Origin of the sequence: Streptomyces sp. NPDC046727, from assembly GCF_040645635.1 — a bacterium.
Lineage (GTDB): Bacteria > Actinomycetota > Actinomycetes > Streptomycetales > Streptomycetaceae > Streptomyces.
On record NZ_JBEYYR010000006.1, the window covers coordinates 141,609 to 160,055 of the forward strand.

Sequence of the window (18,447 nt, forward strand, 5' to 3'; positions counted from 1 at the left end):
GGCAACCCGGCGTGCCTTTCCCGCGTCCCTGTGGGTACGGGCGCACAGCTCACCGGCGTGCGCCCGGCCAGCCGTAACAGGGGAGGGAACCCACCATGGCCGCCAGTCGACGCCGAGGCCGACTCACCGCCGTCGCCGCCGCCGTAGCGACCGTCGCACTCACCGCCGGCCTCACCACCGGCTGTGACGCCGTGGACAAGGCGCTGGACTGTGTGCAGACCGCCGACGCCATCGCCGACAGCGTCACCGATCTGCAGCAGGCCGTGGAGAACGCCGCGAACGACCCCTCCCAGACCGAGGACTCGCTCGACTCCATCGACAAGAGCCTGCGGAAGATCGGCGACAAGACGGACAACGCCGACGTGAACAAGGCCGTGGACGACGTGACCAAGGCCGTCGGCAACGTCCGTACGGCGATCAAGAACGGGGACCAGACACCGGACGTCAGCCCGGTCACGGACGCGGCCGGCGAACTGACCAAGGTGTGTACGTCGTAGTGCCCCCCGGGCGCCGCCGGAAGTGAGCGCCGGCGGCGGGAGCGGGGCGCTCTAGCGCTCCTCCTCGCGCCGGCGCTCCCGCTCCTCGTACCGCTCGTACCGCCCCTGGTACCGCTCTTCCCGGCGCGCCCGGTGCAGTTCGTGCCGCTCCTCGCGCCGCGCCCGGTGCAGCTCATGCCGTTCCGCGCGGCGCTCCAGCTGCTCCTGCCGGCGCTGCTCCTTCAGGCGCCGACGCTCGGCGCGGGGGAGTCTGCGCTCCACGCCCACCCCGCCCCAGAACGCGAAACCGCCGATGACCACCCGCGGAGCTCCCGGCTCGGGCGGGCCGTCGTCCCTCGGATGCTCGAAGGCCCCCATCACACCGATGCCGCGGACGACGACCTCGACCCCCGGCGGCACGATCACCTGCACACCGCCCATGACCGCCACACAGTTGATCTCGACCTCGCGGTCCGCGAAGTCCGCGTCCCGCAGGTCCAGCTCGCCGCCGCCCATGAACGTGAAGCAGGAGAACCGCTTCGGCACCGTCCAGCGGCCCTTGCGCTCGAAGCCCGACAGGATCGCCACCGCCCCCGTCGAGGAACCCTCGCCGCCGGTGATCCGGCCCGCCCAACCCGCACCGCGCTCCGGCTCCTTGACGAAGGAGACGGGGACGGGCGGAGCCGCCGCCCCCGCCGCCGGCAGATCGCGGGTCAGCGGCGCAAGCTCGCCGTAGGTACGGGACGCGTAGACCGCCTCCAGCCGCTCCTCGAACTCGTCCATGTCGAGCCGGCCCTCGGCGAGGGCGTCCCGCAGGACCTCGGCGACCCGATCACGGTCGGCGTCGGACGCCCTCAGGTCGGCGGCTGCGTCGTCGCTCATGCCAGCAGCCTACGAGACCGCCTTCTCGGCGTACATCCGCGCGATGACGGCCTCGATGTCCGGCTCCCGCACCGACAGGTCCACCAGCGGATACCGCGCCGCCAGATGCGCGACCACCGGCGCCGCCGACTGCCCCGCCGGGAACGCCAGCCACTGCCGGGGCCCCTCCACCCGCACCACCCGCGCCGACGGCACGTCCACCGGCGGCAACTCCCGCTCCAGGTCCACCACCAGCGTCCGCTCGCTCTCCCCGGCCTCGTGCAGCCCCGCGAGCGGACCGTCGTACACCAGCCGCCCGTGGTCGATCACCATCACCCGCGAGCACAACTGCTCGATGTCCTGCAGGTCATGCGTGGTCAACAGCACCGTCGTACCGCGCTCGGCGTTCAACTCCCGCAGGAACTCCCGCACCTTCGCCTTCGAGACGACATCCAGACCGATCGTCGGCTCGTCCAGGTACAGCACGTCCGGATCGTGCAACAGCGCCGCCGCGATGTCCCCCCGCATCCGCTGCCCCAGCGACAACTGCCGCACCGGCACGTCCAACAGATCGCCCAGCTCCAGCAGTTCCACCAGACGGTCCAGGTTCTCCCGGTAACGGGCGTCCGGGATGCGGTACATGCGGTGCGCCAGCCGGTACGAGTCGATCAGCGGCAGATCCCACCACAGCGTGGTCCGCTGCCCGAACACCACCCCGATCCGGTGCGCCAGGCGCGCCCGCTCCCGCGACGGGTCGATCCCCGCCACCCGCAGCCGCCCGGCACTCGGCGTCAGGATCCCCGTCAGCATCTTGATCGTCGTCGACTTCCCGGCGCCGTTCGGCCCGATGTACCCGACCATCTCCCCGCGCGCCACGGTGAACGAGATCGAGTCCACCGCCCGCACCTCGCGCCGCTCCCGTTTGAGGAACCCGGTCTTCCGGCGCACCTCGAAGACCTTCTCGACCTGCTCCAACGCGATGAAGTCAGCCACGCTCAGCTCCCTGTGCTGCGGTACGAACGAAGTCCCGCCCGCCAGGCCAGCCCCGCCAGCGCGCAGCACACCACCGCCACCAGCGGCGGCGTGAACGCGGTCCACCCCGGCAGGCCCAGCGGATACGGCCGCCCCAGCACATAGGTCGCGGGCAGCCAGTTGACGAAGGCCAGCGGCAGCACGAAGGTCACCCCACGCACCAACTCCTTCGCGAACACCGTCGGCGGATACTGCAACAGCGTCGTACCGCCGTAGGTGAAGGCGTTCTGCACCTCCGAGGCGTCCTGCGCCACGAACTGGAAGGCAGCGCCCGCCACGAACACCGCGCAGAAGATCCCGCAGCCGCTCACCACCATCACCGGCATCAGCAGCAGCCTGCCCGCCGTCCAGTCGATGTCCACCCGCGCCAGCGACCAGCCCAGCACCAGCGCCCCCTGCGTCACCCGGCCGAGGCGCCGGAGCCCGAACCGGTCGGCTGCCACCTGCGCCAGCACCGGCGCCGGGCGCACCAGCAGCGTGTCCAGCGTGCCGTCCCGCACCCGCCGGCCCAGCCGGTCCATCGACCCGATCACCAGGTCCGCCAGCCCGAAGGAGGTCGCGGACAGCCCGTACAGGAACGCCACCTCGGGCAGCGGCCAGCCGCCCAGCGCGTCCACCCGGGAGAACATCAGCATGATCGCCACGAAGTCCAGGAAGGTCGCCGCGAAATTCCCGAACGTGGTCATGACGAACGACGCGCGATAGGCCATCGTGGACCGCACCCACATCGCCGCGATCAGCCGGTACGCCCGTACCCCCTCGGCCAGCCGCCGCGTCCACCTCTCCGGCACCGCCAGGCCCCGCTCAGCCACCCTGCACCACCACCCGGCGCGTCGCCACCGACTGCACCAGACGCCCGCCGCCCAGCAGCGCCGCCGCCCAGCCCGCCTGGAAGAGATACGTCCGCAGCGGGTCGCCGTGCCCGAGCAGGATGTCCGCGGGCGCCTGCAGCAGCGAGGACCAGGGCAGGGCGCGCACCACCTCGCCGAGCGTGCCCGGGAACACGTTCAGCGGCAGCAGCATGCCCGAGCAGAAGAACCCCGCCAGCCATGCCATCTGCACCACACCGGTGCCGTCCAGCAGCCAGAACGCGCTCAGCGCCACCAGGTACCGGATGCCGAAACCGACCAGCATCGCGAGGACGACGGAGACGAGGAAGGCCGCCCAGGTGCCGGCGTCGGCCGGCAGGTACACGGGGAAGCACACGGCACCGAACACGAACGGTACGATCCCCCGGCCCAGCAACTGGAAGAACGCCCGGCCGAGATCGGCGGCCAGCCACCACAACTGAAGATCGGCGGGCCGGTACAGGTCGATCGCCACGTCCCCCGTACGGATGCGTTCCATCAACTCGTCCTCGACGCCGCCACCCCCGATCGCAAGCGTCGACAGAAAGGCCTGCCCGAGCCACACATACGTGACAGCCTGCGCCTGGTCATACCCCCCCAGGTGCGGCTTCTCGCTCCACAGCGCGAGGTAGGTGTAGACGAGAATCAGCCCGAAGACCGTGTTGGTGAAGACCCCTGCCGCAGTGGCGGCCCGATAGGTCGCGTACCGTCGGAACCCCCCTGCCGCGACGGCCGCGTACAACCGTCCCGCGCCCACGCCAGTCGACCTCCTCGGACTGCTCGACACCGAAGCGCAGGAGCCTAGTCCGGAGCCCGGCGGCCGGCCACGCATTTTCCGGTCGGAAGCGTGCCGGAATCCGGGAACGGAACGCCAGGTGCGAGAGTCTTCAAACAGGGGGAGCGCAGAAGCGTACGAGGCGTACGGGAACGTACGACGCGAAACAGGAGTCCGTGCACGACATGAGCGACGAGCCGCAGCCGCAGCAGCCGAACGAAGGCGTGGCCCCGAAACGGCCGCTGCCGGCTGAAGGGCCCGGGAACCGCGGGGGCCGCGAGGAGCCGGCCACCGAGCCGCCCAAGCCGACACCGGAGAGGGGCGCCGGGCCTGAGGGCGCTGACGCGCGCGCCGAGGGCCGGGCCGGCACCGGCCGGCCGGACTCGGCGGCGCAGGACCGGACGACCTCCATGGCCCGAGCCCGCCAGGCGTCCCGCGACGCCCGAACGGAACAGCCGGGGGCGGCAGGGGCTGCGGGAGGCGCCAAGGGGGCGCCTTCCGGCGACACCAGGGGCTCGGCTTCCGGCGCCGCCAAGGGGTCGGCTTCCGGCGGCGCTGCGGCGTCCGGTGGTGGCTCGGTGCCCGGCGGCGCTCCGGTGTCCGGCCGTGGCCCGGTTTCCGGTCGTGGTCCGGCGTCGGGGGGTGGCTCGGGGTCGGGGGGTGCTTCGGCGTCCGGCCGTGGTCCGGCGTCGGGTGGTGGCCGGGGGGCCGGGGGTGCTTCGGCGTCCGGCGGTGCCTCGGTGCCGGGCAGTGGCCCGGGGGCCGGCGGTGCCTCGGCCTCCGGCGATGCTTCGGCGTCCGGTCGTGGCCCGGTGTCGGGGGGTGGCTCGGGGTCGGGGGGTGCTTCGGCGTCCGGCAGTGGCCCGGTGTCCGGCGGTGCCTCGGCCTCCGGTAAGAACTCCGGCATGTCCGGTGGTGCCTCCGCCCCCGGTGGTGCCTCGGCCTCGGGCAAGAACCCCGGTGTGTCCGGTGGTGCCTCGGCCTCGGGCAAGAACCCCGGCACTGCCGGCGGTGGCACGCCCCCCGGCAAGGCCCCCGGTGCCAAGAAGCCCGCCTCCCCCCAGGGGACCGGTGGTGCTGGGCAGGGGCAGTCGGCCGAGAGTACTCAGGTGCTTCGGCGTATCGGGCCGCCCAGGGGACCCGAGGGGGCCTCGGCGCAGTCCGGCAAGGGCGGGCGCCAGGACCAGCCCGGTGACGGGCCCGCCCCCGAGACCACCCAGGTGCTCCGGCGGGTCGGCGCGCCCCGCTCGGGCGAGCCGAAGCCCGCCGCAGGCGCTCCCCGGCCCTCCGTGCCCCGCCCCGGCGGCCAGAACCGCGCCACCGCCGCCAACGCGGCCGGCGCGGGCGGCGCCGCCGCTCCGACCTCCCCGGCCGCCGCACGCGCCGCCCGTGCCGCACGCGCGGCGGGCGCCGCCGGCGCAGCCGCCGGAGCCGGTGCCCAGGCCGCCAAGGCCGGCGCCGCATCCGCATCCGCATCCGCAGCCGCGGCCGGTGCCACACCGCCGCCGGACTCCTCCGACGCCCGGACCACCGCCCTCTCCGCCACCGACGGCGAAACCGCCGGAGGCAACGGCAACGGCAAGGGCAAGACCAAGACCAAGAAGGGCAAGCGGCCCAAGCGGACCGGCTGGCGGCGGATCATTCCGACCTGGCGCATGGTGCTCGGTACCTTCTTCGTCGGCGTGCTGCTGCTCATCGGGCTCTTCTTCCTCGGGTACTCCCTGGTGAAGATCCCGCCCGCCAACGCGTTCGCGACCAAGCAGAGCAACGTCTACCTCTACGCCGACGGCTCCCAGCTCGCCCGCGACGGCAAGGTCAACCGCGAGAACGTCAGCCTCGCCCAGGTCTCCAAGGACGCCCAGCACGCCGTACTGGCCGCGGAGGACCGCGACTTCTACTCCGAGTCCGCCGTCGACCCCAAGGCCATGCTCCGCGCCGGCTGGAACACCGCGACCGGCAAGGGCAAGCAGTCCGGCTCGACGATCACCCAGCAGTACGTGAAGAACTACTACCTGGCCCAGGAACAGACGGTCACCCGCAAGGCCAAGGAATTCTTCATCGCGATCAAGCTCGACCAGAACAAGTCCAAGGACGAGATCCTGGAGGGCTACCTCAACACCAGCTACTTCGGCCGCAACGCCTACGGCATCCAGGCCGCCGCCCAGGCCTACTACGGCCGTGACGCCGCCGACCTCGACCCCGCCCGCGCCGCCTACCTCGCCGCGCTCGTCAACGCGCCGAGCGAGTACGACGTCGTAGCCCACCCGGAGAACAAGAGGGCGGCCGTCGCCCGCTGGAACTACGTCCTGGACGGCATGGTCACGAAGGGCTGGCTCAGCGAGTCCAAGCGCACCGGCATGAAGTTCCCGATGCCGAAGGAGCAGACGATCTCCACCGGCCTCTCCGGCCAGCGCGGCTACCTCGTCGAGGCGGTCAAGCAGTACCTGATCACCAACAACATCATCGACGCCGACCACCTCGCGCTCGGCGGCTACCGCATCACCACCACCATCCAGAAGAACCGGCAGGACGCCTTCGTCAAGGCCGTGGACGACCAGCTGATGTCCAAGCTGGACAAGAAGAACCGCAAGGCCGACAGCTACGTCCGGGCCGGCGGCGCCTCCGTCGACCCCAAGACCGGCAAGGTCGTCGCCATGTACGGCGGCATCGACTACGTGAAGCAGTACACCAACGGCGCCACCCGCGGTGACTTCCAGGTCGGCTCGACGTTCAAGCCGTTCGTGTTCACCTCCGCCGTCCAGAACGGGTCCACCACCCAGGACGGCCGCACCATCACCCCGAACACGGTCTACGACGGCACCAACCAGCGCCCCGTCCAGGGCTGGAGCGGCGGCGCCTACGCCCCCGAGAACGAGGACCAGAGGTCGTACGGCCCGACCACCGTCCGCAAGGCCACCGACCTGTCGGTGAACTCGGTCTACGCGCAGATGGCCGTCGACGTCGGCCCCGCCAAGGTCAAGCAGACCGCGGTCGACCTGGGCGTCCCCTCCGACACCCCGGACCTGCAGCCGTACCCGTCCATCGCCCTCGGCACCGCCACCGCCAGCGTCCTGGAGATGGCGGAGTCCTACGCCACCCTCGCCAACCACGGCAAGCACGGCACGTACACCCTGGTCGAGAAGATCACCAAGGACGGCAGGGACGAGATCAAGCTGCCCGAGCAGCCGGTCAAGCAGGCCGTCAGCCGGGAGGCCGCCGACACCACCACGTCGGTCCTGCAGAGCGTCGTCGAGAGCGGCACCGCCACCGCCGCGCAGGCCGCAGGCCGCCCGGCGGCCGGCAAGACCGGTACCGCCGAGAGCGACACCGCCGCCTGGTTCGCGGGCTACACCCCCGACCTGGCCACGGTGGTCTCCGTCATGGGCCAGGACCCGGTGACGGCCAAGCACATGCCGCTGTACGGCGCCCTCGGCCAGGCCCGCATGAACGGCGGCGGCCCGCCCACCCAGATCTGGGCGCAGTACACGCGTGACGCGCTGAAGGGCAAGTCGGCCGCCGACTTCGACCTCCAGCTCGAAGAGGGTGCCGACCAGGTCCAGGAGCCCCCGGCCACCAGCACCGCCGAGCCCGGCACCGACACCGGCGGCGACGACGGCGGCGCGACCGCCACCCCGACCGCCGGCGGCGCGAGCAGCACCCCGGCCGACGGCGGCACCACCAGCACCCCGACCAACGGCGGCCCGACCACCGACGGAGGCACCACCACCACGGGCGGCGACACGACCGGCGGTGACACGACCACGGGCGGCGACACGACCGGCGGTGACACGACCACCGGCGGCGACACCACGGGCGGCGACGCGACCGGCGGTGACGCGACCACCGGCGGCGGAACCCCGGGCGGCGGCACGACGGGTGCCGGCGGCGCCACCGGCACCGACGGAGGCGCCGGAGGCGGCCCCGGCACCTGACGTGCCCGCGGCTCAGTGACCGCTGGTCGCCTTCAGCCCCACCACGGCGACCAGCAGCAGACACACGAAGAAGATCCGGGCGGCGGTGGCCGGCTCACCCAGCACCACCATGCCGAGCACCGCCGCACCGGCCGCACCGATCCCCACCCACACGCCGTAGGCCGTACCGATGGGCAGGGACTTCGCCGCGTACGACAGCAGCACCATGCTGGCGACGATCCCGGCCCCCGTGAGCACACTGGGCACCACCCGCGTGAACCCGTCGGTGTACTTCATCCCGATCGACCAGCCGACTTCCAGCAGACCGGCGACGACGAGCAGAACCCACGCCATGACAGGCACCTCCGAGACGTAGCGGACCTGGTCCGCGGTTCTTCCTGGGGTGCGTCGTCTTTGCCTTCGACCCGGTACGGCGCGTCTCGTCGGGTTCCTTCCGAACATAGCAAAAGCACGACAAAGAGGGCCGGTGACGATGGTCACCGGCCCTCGCGCGCGTAGCTTCGGAACGTCAGAGATACAGACCCGTGGAGTCCTCCGACCCCTCGAACCGGTCCGCGGCGACGGCATGCAGATCACGCTCGCGCATGAGCACGTACGCCACGCCCCGCACCTCGACCTCCGCCCGGTCCTCCGGATCGAACAGAACCCGGTCACCGGGCTCCACCGTCCGTACGTTCTGCCCGACCGCGACGACCTCGGCCCAGGCCAGCCGCCGGCCGACCGCCGCGGTGGCCGGAATCAGGATGCCGCCCCCCGACCGCCGCTCGCCCTCACCGGTCTCCTGCCGCACGAGAACCCGGTCGTGCAGCATCCGGATGGGCAGCTTGTCGTGGTGGGGAGTGCTGTGCACATTTCTGTTGGCGCTCACGCCTCGAACCTACCTGTCCCGGTCAGTCCCTGCGCCGCCGGGCCCCCAGGGCGAGCAGCCCCACGACCCCGACGACGACCAGCGCGACCGGCACGACCCGCTCCAGCCGGGGCGTGCCCTCGGCATCCACGAACTGCGCCCGGACATCGCTCACGACCCGATTGACCTGCACATACGCCCGCCCGACCGTGTGATCGACATTGGCGATGACCTTGGCCTTCGCATCCCCGACGATGGTCTTCGGATGCACCCGCACCCCGATCTCGTCGAGCGTCTCGGCCAGCACTTCGCGGCGGCGCTTGATGTCCGCCTCGATCTGCGCCGGGGTTCTGGTGTCCGACGTGTCCGCCACCGTACGGCCTCCGAAGTCTCCTGATGCTGTCCCGAACAGTCTGTCAGCTCTTGCTCCCGGCGCACCGCAAGGCCCCCCGGTTACGCTGGCCCGATGAGCGAGCGACTCCAGCCGGGGGATGTGGCCCCCGCCTTCACCCTCCCGGACGCCGACGGCACCGAGGTGTCCCTTTCCGCCCACAAGGGCCGCAAGGTCATCGTCTATTTCTACCCCGCCGCCCTGACTCCCGGCTGCACCAAGCAGGCCTGCGATTTCACGGACAACCTGGAACTCCTGGCCGGCGCCGGCTACGACGTCATCGGCATCTCCCCCGACACCCCGGAGAAGCTGGCGAAGTTCCGCGACAAGGAATCCCTGAGGGTCACCCTCCTCGCCGACCCGGACAAGAAGATCACCGAAGCCTACGGCGCCTACGGCGAGAAGAAGAACTACGGCAAGACGTACATGGGCGTCATCCGCTCCACGATCGTCGTGGACGAGGACGGCAAGGTCGAACGGGCCCTGTACAACGTCCGCGCGACGGGCCACGTGGCCAAGATCATCAAGGACCTGGGCATCTGATCCCCACGTCCGCCACCGGCGGCTCGCACCGTGACCGGTGCGAGCCGCTTTCTCGTTTCCGTGCGTGACCGTCCGATAAACGGTTCGTTACTCCGTACGGGTGGCGAACGCACGCCCGGAACGGAGGGGCTCGATGGGGGCCGGCGCATACACCAAGGAGCGGCTGGAGACGGCGGCTCGCGGGGCGCGGAACTTGTCGGAGGCGTTGGAGAGGCTGGGGGTGGATCCGAGGAGTCCGAGGCGGGACTACATCAGGCAACGGATGAAGAAGCTCGGCGTCGATACGTCGCACTTCGAGCGGGAGGGGGTGAAGTGGACGCGCGAGATTCTTGAGCCGGTCGTCGCCGTATCCACCAGCATCAACGAGGTCGTGCGTCGACTCGGGCTCGAGTCCGTGGGTGGCCACCAGGCCAACATCGCCCGGCGGATCAAGGCGTACGGGATCGACACCTCGCACTTCATGCCTGTGGTCCGAACCGAGCGGATGCGATACAACCAGCGCCGCCGAACCCCTGCGGAGATCCTCGTCGAGGACACGTCGGCGCATGCTCCGCGCGTCCCGAGTCAGCGACTCAAGAGGGCGATGATCGAGTTGGGCATGGAGGAGCGCTGCGCCCTGTGCGGTATTGAGCCGGTCTGGCTCGGCGAGCGGCTCCCCCTGGAGGTCGACCATGTTGACGGCAACTGGCGGAACAACCGCGTCGAAAACCTGCGGTTCCTCTGCCCCAACTGCCACTCGACCACCGACACTTACCGAGGGCGTGGCAAGGGCCGTGCCCGGGCAGGTGTCGTATGAGCAGCGGAGTGCAGTACACGCGCGAGCGGTTGGCCCAGGCGGCCGCGCAGTGCTCGAACCTTGACGAGGTCATCGCCTTCTTCGGCACCCGGCCATACGGCTACCTGCGGGGATACCTCGTGAAGCGATTCGCCCACTTCGGCATCGACATCTCGCACTTCTCACTCACTGGCAGGCAAGCGCGACCCGCGCCGGACGAGCTGCGGGCGGTGGTCGACGAGTCGGCGTCCATCGCCGAGGTGCTTCGCCGTATCGGTCGTACGAACAACGGCAGCCAACGCGCGATGCTTCGCAAGTGGATCGCCGAAGACGGCCTCGACACCGCCCACTTTCTCGGCCAGGCCCATCAGCGAGGGAAGCCGGGTACGAATGCCAAGCGGCCGGAAGCTGTCCTGGTGCGGCACGATGGCGGACACCGGATCGCGACCGAACGCCTCCGGCGCGCGCTCCGTGAAGTGGGCGTTCCTGAACAGTGCGCCAGGTGCGGAGTCGCTGCGGAGTGGCTCGGGAAGCCCATGACGCTGGAAATTGACCACGTCAACGGGGACTGGCACGACAACAGGCGGGAGAATCTGCGTTTCCTCTGCCCCAACTGCCACGCGATCACCAGCACCTGGTGCCGAGGAGGGCGACGAGCGGTCCGTAGCGCCCAGTAGAGTAGGCGAGGCTGAGGGCCCGTACCCCAGCTGGCTAGAGGGCGCCGGTTTAGGTCCGGTGTGTCGTGGGTTCGAGTCCCACCGGGCCCACACATACAGAGGGGCCGTCCATCCGGGCGGCCCCTCTGCGACTCTCAGCCCAGCAGCTCCCGCACCACCGGCACCAGTGCCCGGAACGCCTTCCCCCGGTGGCTGATCGCGTTCTTCTCCTCCGCGCTCAGCTCGGCGCACGTGCGCGTCTCGCCCTCCGGCTGGAGGATCGGGTCGTAGCCGAAGCCGTTCGTGCCGGCGGGGGCGTGCCGCAGGGCGCCCAGCAGCCGGCCCTCGACCACCCTCTCCCGCCCGTCCGGCAGGGCGAGGGCCGCCGCGCAGGCGAAGTGGGCGCCGCGGTGTTCGTCCGCGATGTCCGAGAGCTGGGCCAGCAGCAGGTCCAGGTTGGCTTTGTCGTCGCCGTGGCGGCCGGCCCAGCGGGCGGAGAAGATGCCGGGGGCGCCGCCCAGGACGTCGACGCAGAGGCCGGAGTCGTCGGCGACGGCGGGAAGGCCGGTGGCCCGGGCGAGGGCGTGGGCCTTGAGGAGGGCGTTCTCGGCGAAGGTGACGCCGGTTTCCTTGACGTCGGGGATGTCGGGGTAGGCGTCGGCGCCGATCAGTTCGTGCGGGAGTCCTGCTTCGGCGAGGATCGCCCTCAGTTCGGTGATCTTTCCGGTGTTGCGGGTGGCGAGGATCAGGCGGGTCATGTCCGTCAGTATTCCTCGCCGCGCGGCTACAGCTCCGTCTGGCCCGCGCCGGTCAGTGTGCGCAGGTCGAAGGTCTGGGCCATGGTGCGGTAGCCCAGGTCGCTGGGGTGCAGGTGGTCGCCGGAGTCGTATTCGGGGCGCAGTCGGCGTGGGTCGTAGGGGTCGCGGAGGGCCTTGTCGAAGTCGACGACGGCGTCGTAGATCCCGCCGGCCCGGATGTCCGCGTTGACCTGCTGGCGTACGGCTTCCCGCTGTGGGGTGTAGCCGCGGTGGCCGTTGAAGGGCATCAGGGTGGCGCCGATGACCTTGAGGCCGCGGGCGTGTGCCTGGCGGACGAGGGTGCGCAGGCCGGTGGTGATGCGGTGGGGGTCGGCGAGCCGGCGGTTGCGCAGGATGTCGTTCACGCCGAGGTCGATGACGACGACCTTGGTGCCGGTGCGGGCGAGTGCGTCGCGGCCGAAGCGGCCGAGGCCGCTCTGGTTCTCGGCGGGTCGGCCGAGTCCGTCGGCGAGGACCTGGTTGCCGCTGATGCCTTCGTTGACGACGCTGTAGCGGGGCAGTTGCTGGCCGCTTTCGAGGGCGCTGCGCAGGCGGCCGGAGAGGATGTCGGGCCAGCGGTGGTTGGCGCCGACGGTGGACGTGATGCCGTCGGTGATGGAGTCGCCGAAGACGACGACGGTGCCGGCGGCTTCGTTGCTGAGGACGTCAAGGGCTGTCAGGTAGCGCCAGTACGGGGTCTGTTCGGTGTACGGGCCGCCGGTGGTGTCCTCGGTGCGGTCGCCGGTGGCGACGTACGACGTCTGCCGGGCGTGGGGGTGGTAGGTGACCGGGCCGGAGGGGGTGGGGGAGTAGGTGGTGACGAGGACGTCGGTGTCGTGCGGGATGGTCAGGCGTACGGCGTCGCTGACCGTCTGTCCGCCGGCGGGTATGACCACGCTGGTGCTGCCGTTGAAGGTGAGGCGGCGCATCGTTTCCGCGTCGGCGGCGGCGGTGCCGTCGCCGGTGGAGAGGGCGACGGTGGCGTGGGTGAGGGTGAGGGGTGACTGGCCGTAGAGGTTGGACAGCGTGACGCGGGCGCTGGTGCCGCCGGCGGTGGTATGGACCACGTTGCGGACCGAGTGGCCGGCGAGGCCCTGTGTCTCGGTGCCGGGTTCGCCGCCGACGGGGGCGGTGGCCCAGGCGCCGACCCAGGTGCCGGTGGAGGCGGGGGCGGCGGAGCCGCGGTGCGGGCGGGTGTCGGCGAGGGTGCCGCGGGGGGTTCCGTCGTCGGCGGCCACGGTGATGTATATGGCGGCGGACAGCAGGATGACCAGGGCGACCAGCGCACCGAGCACCCCGTAACCATGACGCTTGGTCACGCTTGTGTTGTTCTCCTCGGGAGATGGGAGCCCGAGGCTCCGATCTTGCTGCGTCCATGATGCGTCATGGGCCGGGGAGATCTGACAGGACCCTGCCACTGCTCCCGTTCAGACAGACGCCGGGAACTCCTGTTCCGTTCCGGGAGTCGGTCAGGAAGGGACAATTGTGTGCGGGATCACCGAACGGGTGGAGCTGATGGAACCTACCGAGACGGGAACACCGGCACGGGTGGCGTCGTACCGGACGATGACGGCGTTCACCCCGGCCGACGAGGAGCGTCGGCGCGGGGTGCGGCGGATGAAGCTCACGGCGACGGGCCTGCTGCTGTTCGTGGCGGTGGTCTACGTCGTGGCGAAGGCGGTCGGGAACGCGGGGGCCGGGGAGTGGGCGGACTATGTGGCGGCGGCGGCCGAGGCGGGCATGGTGGGCGCGCTCGCCGACTGGTTCGCGGTCACGGCTCTCTTCCGGCATCCGCTGGGCCTGCCGATCCCGCACACCGCGATCATCCCGACGAAGAAGGATCAGCTGGGCGTCTCGCTGGGCGAGTTCGTCGGGGAGAACTTCCTCTCCGCGGACGTCGTACGGCAGCGGTTGCGCGCGGTCGGTATCGGCAGCCGGCTCGGGGCCTGGCTGGCCGAGCCGGAGCACGCGGACCGGGTGACGGCGGAGCTGGCCACCGCCCTGCGCGGGGCGCTGACCGTGCTGCGTGACTCGGATGTGCAGGCGGTCGTCGGTGAGGCGATCACGCGGCGGGCGAACGTCCAGGAGATCGCGCCGGGCCTCGGGAAGACGCTGGAGAAGATCGTCGCCGACGGGGGGCACCGGCGGGTGGTGGACCTGGTGGTGGCCCGCGCGCACGACTGGCTGGTGCTGCACCGGGACGATGTGATGGTGGCCGTGGAGGGTGGTGCGCCCGGCTGGACCCCGCGGTTCGTGGACCGGAAGGTCGGCGAGCGGGTGTACAAGGAGCTGTTGCGGTTCGTCACCGAGATGCGGGACATGCCGGCGCATCCGGCGCGCGGTGCGCTGGACCGCTTCCTGACCGACTTCGCGTCCGATCTGCAGTCCGACACGGACACGCGGGCGCGGGTGGAGCGGCTCAAGGGTGAGGTGCTGGGCCGCGGTGAGGTGCAGGATCTGATCGCGTCCGCGTGGACGGCCGTACGGTCGATGATCGTGGCGGCGGCCGAGGACGAGCGCAGTGAGCTGCGGTTGCGGGTGCGGGCGGCGTTGCTGTCGCTGGGCTCGCGGATGGCGACCGAGCCGAAGGTGCAGGAGAAGGTCGACAGCTGGGTGGAGGGTGCGGCGGTGCATGTCGTGACGACGTACCGCGCGGAGATCACTTCGCTGATCACGGACACCGTGGCGGGCTGGGACGCCGAGCACACCACCCGGAAGATCGAGGCGCACATCGGCCGCGATCTGCAGTTCATCCGGATCAATGGCACGGTGGTGGGGTCCCTGGCGGGGCTGCTGATCCATACGGTGTCGCGGGGGCTCGGGGTCTGACCGGCGAGCAGGGCCCGACCGGCTGGTTTCGGTCGTTTGCGGCGGGCCGGGGCCGGGCCGGACTGCTCCGGTCAGGTCAGGGCACCCGGTGACCCGTTCCTCGCTGAGGAGGGAGCCCATGCGCGCAGTCGAGGCCTCGACCGGCCGGACCGTCGTCACCGCCGTCCCTGCCCGGCTCGACCGCCTTCCGTGGTCCCGCTGGCACTGGACGATCGTCATCGGTCTGGGCACCGTGTGGATCCTGGACGGCCTGGAGGTCACGGTCGTCGGCAATATCGCCGGCCGGCTGTCGGAGCCCGGCAGTGGTCTGTCGATCACTTCCGGGCAGGTCACGGGTGTGGCCGCGGCGCTGTATGTGGCGGGTGCGTGCTCGGGTGCCCTGTTCTGGGGCCGGCTGACCGACCGCTTCGGCCGCAAGAAACTTTTCATGATCACGCTGGCGGTGTATCTGGCGGCGACGGCCCTGACGGCGGTGTCCTGGGAGGCCTGGTGGTTCTTCCTCTTCCGCTTCCTGACCGGTTTCGGTATCGGCGGTGAGTACGCGGCGATCAACTCCGCGATCGACGAGCTGATCCCGGCGGACTACCGGGGCCGGGTCGATCTCGTCATCAACGGCAGTTTCTGGCTGGGCGCGGTCGGCGGCTCCCTGCTGTCGATCGTCGCGCTCGACACCGGCCTGCTGGCCAGGAACGTCGGCTGGCGTCTCACCTTCGCCCTCGGCGCCTTCCTGGCCCTGGTCATCCTGCTGGTACGGCGGCATGTCCCGGAGAGTCCGCGCTGGCTGCTGATCCACGGCCGGGACCGGGAGGCGGAGGAGATCGTCTCCGGCATCGAACGCCGGGTGGAGGCGGAGAAGGGCGTACGGCTGCCCGAGGCGCGCGGCGAGCTGGAGATACGGCAGCGAAGGAGCGTGACGTTCACGGAGATCGCCCGTACGGTCTTCGGGCGGTACCGCAGGCGGGCGGTGCTGGGCTTCTCCCTCTTCATCGGCCAGGCGTTCCTGTACAACGCGATCACCTTCGGCTTCGGCGCGATCCTGACCAGGTTCTACGACGTGCCCGCGGACCGTACCGGCTACTACTTCGCGGTGATCGCGGTCGGCAACTTCTGTGGCCCGCTGCTGCTCGGGAAGCTGTTCGACACGGTGGGCCGGCGCGTGATGATCGCGTCCACGTATCTGCTCTCGGGCCTGCTGCTCTTCGGTACGGCGTGGCTGTTCGGCCGGGGTGTGCTGGGCGCGGGCACGCTGACGGCCTGTTGGTGCGCGGTGCTGTTCTTCGCTTCGGCGGGCGCCTCCAGTGCCTATCTGACCGTGTCCGAGATCTTCCCGATGGAGACGAGGGCGATGTCCATCGCCTTCTTCTACGCCCTGGGCACGGCGGCCGGCGGTATCAGCGGTCCGCTGTTGTTCGCCGACCTCACGGGCACCGGCAGGGTCGGCGACACGGTCCTCGCCTTCTGCATCGGCGCGGCGTTGATGTGTGCGGCCGGTCTGGTCGCGGCGGCCCTGGCGGTGAAGGCGGAGCGCCGCTCCCTGGAGGACATCGCCCGCCCGCTGACGGCGGTGGCCGACCGGGCGAAGGCGGCGGCGTCGGGCGGCCGGCCGGGTACCGAGGGCCGTGGTCCCACGGCGCCGCCGGCGGCGAGCAGGCCGTGACCTCGCGTACGCCTGGGTGACCTCGCTCATGCCCCGGTGGTGGATCCGGGGCGCACGATCATCAGGACCGTCACGGCGGCCCACAGCAGGTTGAAGACGCCGGTGGACATCGCGAGCCGTGCGGTCAGCCCGGGCCCCGCCGTCCCCTCGACGAACGCGGTCTGGGCGGGCAGCACGAGTGCGGCGAGGACGAGGGCGGCGAGCGCGGTGAGCGCTATCGACACGATCAGCCAGGCGCTGCCGAGTACGCCCATCTGGCCGGCGGTGGCGAACCCGAAGACGGGGACGACGACGCCGACGACGGCGTACACCTGGCAGATCCGGTGCAGCAGCCGGAGTGTCCCGGTGGCATCGGAGTCGTCGGGTCCGGCGGCGCCGGGGCCGTCGGTTCCAGCGGGTCCGGCGGCCAGTGCCCGGCGTGCGGCGGGCGGGAACATGCTGGCGGCGACGGCGACGGGCCCGATGGCGAGGATCGCGGCGATGACGTGGACGGCGAGGAGGAACTTGGTCACGGAGGGACGCTAGGGGCGCCGCGATCCCGACACCAGTGGCGAGATTGCCAGTATCCGACGGATTCCCGCCACCCGGTGTGGCAGCGGCTGGGAGACCCGTTTCCCCACTGCGGCACGGTTGGCGAGGACCCGCCGTAGAGCTAGATTCCCGCCATGCATACCGTGGCCGTGCTGGCGCTGGACGGCGTCATCCCCTTCGACCTCTCCGCTCCCATCGACACGTTCGGCTGGGCGAGACTGCCGGACGGCCGGGAGCCGTACCGGGTGCGGGTGTGCTCGGTGCGGGAGGAGGTGAGCGCGGGCGCCTTCACGGTGCGGGCGCCGTACGGTCTGGAGGCGCTGGCGGAGGCCGACACGATCATCCTGCCCGGGGTGGCCGAACCTCCGGCGGCGCTGCCGCCCGGGGTGGCGGAAGCCCTGCGCGCGGCGGCGGCGAACGGTACCCGGATCGCGTCGATCTGCGTGGGCGCGTTCCTCTTCGCGGCGACGGGCCTGCTGGACGGCCTGCGGGCCACGACGCACTGGATCGCCGCCCCGGACCTGGCCCGGCGTCACCCGGAGGTGACGGTGGACCCGAACGTGCTGTACGTGGACAACGGCCAGTTCCTGACGTCGGCGGGCGCCGCCGCGGCCATGGACATGTGCCTGCACATGATCCGCAAGGACTTCGGCTCGGCGGTCGCCGCGCACGCGGCCCGGATGTCGGTCATGCCGCTGGAACGGGAGGGCGGGCAGGCCCAGTTCATCGTCCACGACCTGCCGCCGGCCCCGGCCGGCACCACCCTGGAGCCTCTGCTGGCGTGGCTGGAGGACCACTGCGACCAGAATCTGACGCTGGACGAGGTCGCGGCGAAGGCCGGCATGAGCACCCGCACCCTCAACCGCCGCTTCCGCGAGCAGACCGGCACGACACCACTGCAGTGGCTGCACCGGGCGCGGGTGCGGCGCGCCCAGTACCTGCTGGAGACCACGGACCACCCTGTCGAACGGATCGCCGTACAGACGGGTTTCGGCTCGCCGACGGCGTTCCGGGAGCGCTTCCGCCGGGTGGCGGGGACGAGCCCGCAGGCGTACCGGAGGGCGTTCCGGGCGGGGGTGTCGTAGCGGGCGGGTCGGGCTCAGGCGGCCCGGCGGTCGGCGACGGCCCAGGAGGCGAGGGCGACGGCGCCGGCGACACCGAGGACGGACGGCCAGGCGCCGATCTTCTTGGCCAGCGGGTGGGACCCGGCGAACGCGGCGACGTACGCGGCACTCAGCGCGCCCGCGGCCTTGCCGCCGGCCTGCGCCCGCCACCGCTGCGCGGCGGCGGCCCCGGCCGCCGCCAGGACGACCCCGCCGAGCTGCCGCTTCTTGGTCCAGCGGGCGACGCCATAGCCGCCGACGAGCCCGGTCGCCGCGATGGCCGAGCTGGGAATCTTCGCCATGCCTGCCTCCTCGTGTCTGCGTCCTGAGGCTAACGCCGAGGCCGGCCGGCGGACCGAGCTTGAGTCGGGGTGTGTCAAGTTCCGGGGTCCGG

19 protein-coding genes, 1 tRNA gene and 1 riboswitch are annotated in these 18,447 nt (G+C 71.3%); of the genes, 9 read left to right on the forward strand and 11 right to left on the reverse strand.

The genetic code is table 11. The features are described 5' to 3' along the window. The first annotated feature begins 95 nt into the window (after positions 1-95). Positions 96-497 carry a hypothetical protein gene (locus ABZ937_RS09580; RefSeq protein WP_361688117.1) on the forward strand — a complete coding sequence of 134 codons (402 nt, stop codon included), beginning with the start codon at positions 96-98 and terminating at the stop codon, positions 495-497. Between the two features lie 51 nt (positions 498-548). On the opposite strand, the gene ABZ937_RS09585 is transcribed toward ABZ937_RS09580, so the two are convergent. Genes ABZ937_RS09585 through ABZ937_RS09600 form a run of 4 tightly spaced genes read right to left on the reverse strand, consistent with a single transcriptional unit; the run spans position 549 to position 3,974 of the window. Next, on the reverse strand, positions 549-1,358 hold the full coding sequence (locus ABZ937_RS09585) for a DUF1707 domain-containing protein (RefSeq protein WP_361688120.1): 810 nt from the start codon (positions 1,356-1,358) through the stop codon (positions 549-551). A 9-nt stretch (positions 1,359-1,367) separates the two neighbouring features. Then, entirely contained in the window at positions 1,368-2,336 is a 969-nt protein-coding gene (locus ABZ937_RS09590; RefSeq protein ID WP_361688585.1) for an ATP-binding cassette domain-containing protein, read from the reverse strand. Further along, positions 2,333-3,181, reverse strand: a complete 849-nt coding sequence (locus tag ABZ937_RS09595) for an ABC transporter permease (RefSeq protein ID WP_361688123.1) — start codon at positions 3,179-3,181, stop codon at positions 2,333-2,335. Before ABZ937_RS09595 ends, ABZ937_RS09590 begins: the two co-directional genes overlap by 4 nt. Continuing rightward, positions 3,174-3,974, reverse strand: a complete 801-nt coding sequence (locus ABZ937_RS09600; RefSeq protein ID WP_361688126.1) for an ABC-2 family transporter protein — start codon at positions 3,972-3,974, stop codon at positions 3,174-3,176. The genes ABZ937_RS09595 and ABZ937_RS09600 overlap by 8 nt, the downstream gene beginning before the upstream one ends. A 1,127-nt stretch (positions 3,975-5,101) precedes the next feature. Between ABZ937_RS09600 and ABZ937_RS09605 the strand changes: the two genes are divergently transcribed. Next, positions 5,102-7,924 (forward strand): transglycosylase domain-containing protein, encoded by a 2,823-nt coding sequence (locus tag ABZ937_RS09605; protein WP_361688129.1) that lies wholly within the window; start codon positions 5,102-5,104, stop codon positions 7,922-7,924. A gap of 12 nt (positions 7,925-7,936) precedes the next feature. Here the strand turns inward: ABZ937_RS09605 and ABZ937_RS09610 are convergent, their stop codons facing one another. From ABZ937_RS09610 to ABZ937_RS09620, 3 genes are all read right to left on the reverse strand, one after another. Continuing rightward, a complete protein-coding gene (locus ABZ937_RS09610; protein ID WP_361688132.1) occupies positions 7,937-8,257 on the reverse strand; it encodes an SMR family transporter in 321 nt (106 codons plus the stop codon). Positions 8,258-8,305: 48 nt separating this feature from the next. After that, positions 8,306-8,378, reverse strand: a riboswitch (guanidine-III (ykkC-III) riboswitch). 54 nt (positions 8,379-8,432) lie between these two features. Further along, positions 8,433-8,792 carry a co-chaperone GroES gene (locus ABZ937_RS09615; protein ID WP_361688135.1) on the reverse strand — a complete coding sequence of 120 codons (360 nt, stop codon included), beginning with the start codon at positions 8,790-8,792 and terminating at the stop codon, positions 8,433-8,435. A 22-nt stretch (positions 8,793-8,814) separates the two neighbouring features. Beyond that, positions 8,815-9,144: a DUF3618 domain-containing protein gene (locus tag ABZ937_RS09620; protein WP_361688138.1), complete on the reverse strand. Its 330-nt coding sequence runs from the start codon at positions 9,142-9,144 to the stop codon at positions 8,815-8,817. 93 nt (positions 9,145-9,237) lie between these two features. Here ABZ937_RS09620 and bcp point away from each other — a divergent pair, with 93 nt between their 5' ends. The 4 genes from bcp to ABZ937_RS09640 all read left to right on the forward strand — a co-directional run bounded on the left by bcp (position 9,238) and on the right by ABZ937_RS09640 (position 11,247). Then, complete coding sequence (gene bcp / locus ABZ937_RS09625; protein ID WP_361688140.1) at positions 9,238-9,705, forward strand: thioredoxin-dependent thiol peroxidase; 468 nt, start codon at positions 9,238-9,240, stop codon at positions 9,703-9,705. Between the two features lie 133 nt (positions 9,706-9,838). After that, positions 9,839-10,501 (forward strand): HNH endonuclease, encoded by a 663-nt coding sequence (locus ABZ937_RS09630; RefSeq protein WP_361688588.1) that lies wholly within the window; start codon positions 9,839-9,841, stop codon positions 10,499-10,501. Then, positions 10,498-11,157 (forward strand): HNH endonuclease, encoded by a 660-nt coding sequence (locus ABZ937_RS09635; protein WP_361688142.1) that lies wholly within the window; start codon positions 10,498-10,500, stop codon positions 11,155-11,157. Before ABZ937_RS09630 ends, ABZ937_RS09635 begins: the two co-directional genes overlap by 4 nt. Before the next feature lie 15 nt (positions 11,158-11,172). Then, positions 11,173-11,247, forward strand: a tRNA-Leu gene (locus ABZ937_RS09640). A 44-nt stretch (positions 11,248-11,291) separates the two neighbouring features. Here the strand turns inward: ABZ937_RS09640 and rdgB are convergent. After that, on the reverse strand, positions 11,292-11,894 hold the full coding sequence (gene rdgB, locus ABZ937_RS09645; RefSeq protein WP_361688145.1) for an RdgB/HAM1 family non-canonical purine NTP pyrophosphatase: 603 nt from the start codon (positions 11,892-11,894) through the stop codon (positions 11,292-11,294). Between the two features lie 26 nt (positions 11,895-11,920). After that, positions 11,921-13,252, reverse strand: coding sequence for an SGNH/GDSL hydrolase family protein (locus ABZ937_RS09650; RefSeq protein ID WP_361688148.1), 1,332 nt, complete (start codon positions 13,250-13,252; stop codon positions 11,921-11,923). Between the two features lie 196 nt (positions 13,253-13,448). On the opposite strand from ABZ937_RS09650, the gene ABZ937_RS09655 reads away from it, so the two are divergent. Together ABZ937_RS09655 and ABZ937_RS09660 are read left to right on the forward strand one after the other, a co-directional pair. Next, positions 13,449-14,762 (forward strand): DUF445 domain-containing protein, encoded by a 1,314-nt coding sequence (locus ABZ937_RS09655; protein ID WP_361688151.1) that lies wholly within the window; start codon positions 13,449-13,451, stop codon positions 14,760-14,762. Between the two features lie 118 nt (positions 14,763-14,880). Continuing rightward, on the forward strand, positions 14,881-16,419 hold the full coding sequence (locus ABZ937_RS09660; protein WP_361688153.1) for an MFS transporter: 1,539 nt from the start codon (positions 14,881-14,883) through the stop codon (positions 16,417-16,419). Between the two features lie 26 nt (positions 16,420-16,445). Here the strand turns inward: ABZ937_RS09660 and ABZ937_RS09665 are convergent, their stop codons facing one another. Further along, entirely contained in the window at positions 16,446-16,931 is a 486-nt protein-coding gene (locus tag ABZ937_RS09665) for a hypothetical protein (RefSeq protein WP_361688156.1), read from the reverse strand. Positions 16,932-17,084: 153 nt separating this feature from the next. On the opposite strand from ABZ937_RS09665, the gene ABZ937_RS09670 reads away from it, so the two are divergent. Then, entirely contained in the window at positions 17,085-18,035 is a 951-nt protein-coding gene (locus ABZ937_RS09670; RefSeq protein ID WP_361688159.1) for a helix-turn-helix domain-containing protein, read from the forward strand. Positions 18,036-18,049: 14 nt separating this feature from the next. On the opposite strand, the gene ABZ937_RS09675 is transcribed toward ABZ937_RS09670, so the two are convergent. Further along, positions 18,050-18,355 carry a hypothetical protein gene (locus tag ABZ937_RS09675; RefSeq protein ID WP_361688162.1) on the reverse strand — a complete coding sequence of 102 codons (306 nt, stop codon included), beginning with the start codon at positions 18,353-18,355 and terminating at the stop codon, positions 18,050-18,052. Positions 18,356-18,447 lie beyond the last annotated feature (92 nt).

Excerpts from the sequence above, each read along its gene's own strand:
- ABZ937_RS09580 (WP_361688117.1), top strand. The coding sequence starts at position 96 with ATGGCCGCCAGTCGACGCCGAGGCCGACTCACCGCCGTCGCCGCCGCC.
- ABZ937_RS09585 (WP_361688120.1), bottom strand. The coding sequence starts at position 1,358 with ATGAGCGACGACGCAGCCGCCGACCTGAGGGCGTCCGACGCCGACCGT.
- ABZ937_RS09610 (WP_361688132.1), bottom strand. The coding sequence starts at position 8,257 with ATGGCGTGGGTTCTGCTCGTCGTCGCCGGTCTGCTGGAAGTCGGCTGG.
- bcp (WP_361688140.1), top strand. The coding sequence starts at position 9,238 with ATGAGCGAGCGACTCCAGCCGGGGGATGTGGCCCCCGCCTTCACCCTC.
- ABZ937_RS09630 (WP_361688588.1), top strand. The coding sequence starts at position 9,839 with ATGGGGGCCGGCGCATACACCAAGGAGCGGCTGGAGACGGCGGCTCGC.
- ABZ937_RS09635 (WP_361688142.1), top strand. The coding sequence starts at position 10,498 with ATGAGCAGCGGAGTGCAGTACACGCGCGAGCGGTTGGCCCAGGCGGCC.
- rdgB (WP_361688145.1), bottom strand. The coding sequence starts at position 11,894 with ATGACCCGCCTGATCCTCGCCACCCGCAACACCGGAAAGATCACCGAA.
- ABZ937_RS09655 (WP_361688151.1), top strand. The coding sequence starts at position 13,449 with ATGGAACCTACCGAGACGGGAACACCGGCACGGGTGGCGTCGTACCGG.
- ABZ937_RS09660 (WP_361688153.1), top strand. The coding sequence starts at position 14,881 with ATGCGCGCAGTCGAGGCCTCGACCGGCCGGACCGTCGTCACCGCCGTC.
- ABZ937_RS09670 (WP_361688159.1), top strand. The coding sequence starts at position 17,085 with ATGCATACCGTGGCCGTGCTGGCGCTGGACGGCGTCATCCCCTTCGAC.
- ABZ937_RS09675 (WP_361688162.1), bottom strand. The coding sequence starts at position 18,355 with ATGGCGAAGATTCCCAGCTCGGCCATCGCGGCGACCGGGCTCGTCGGC.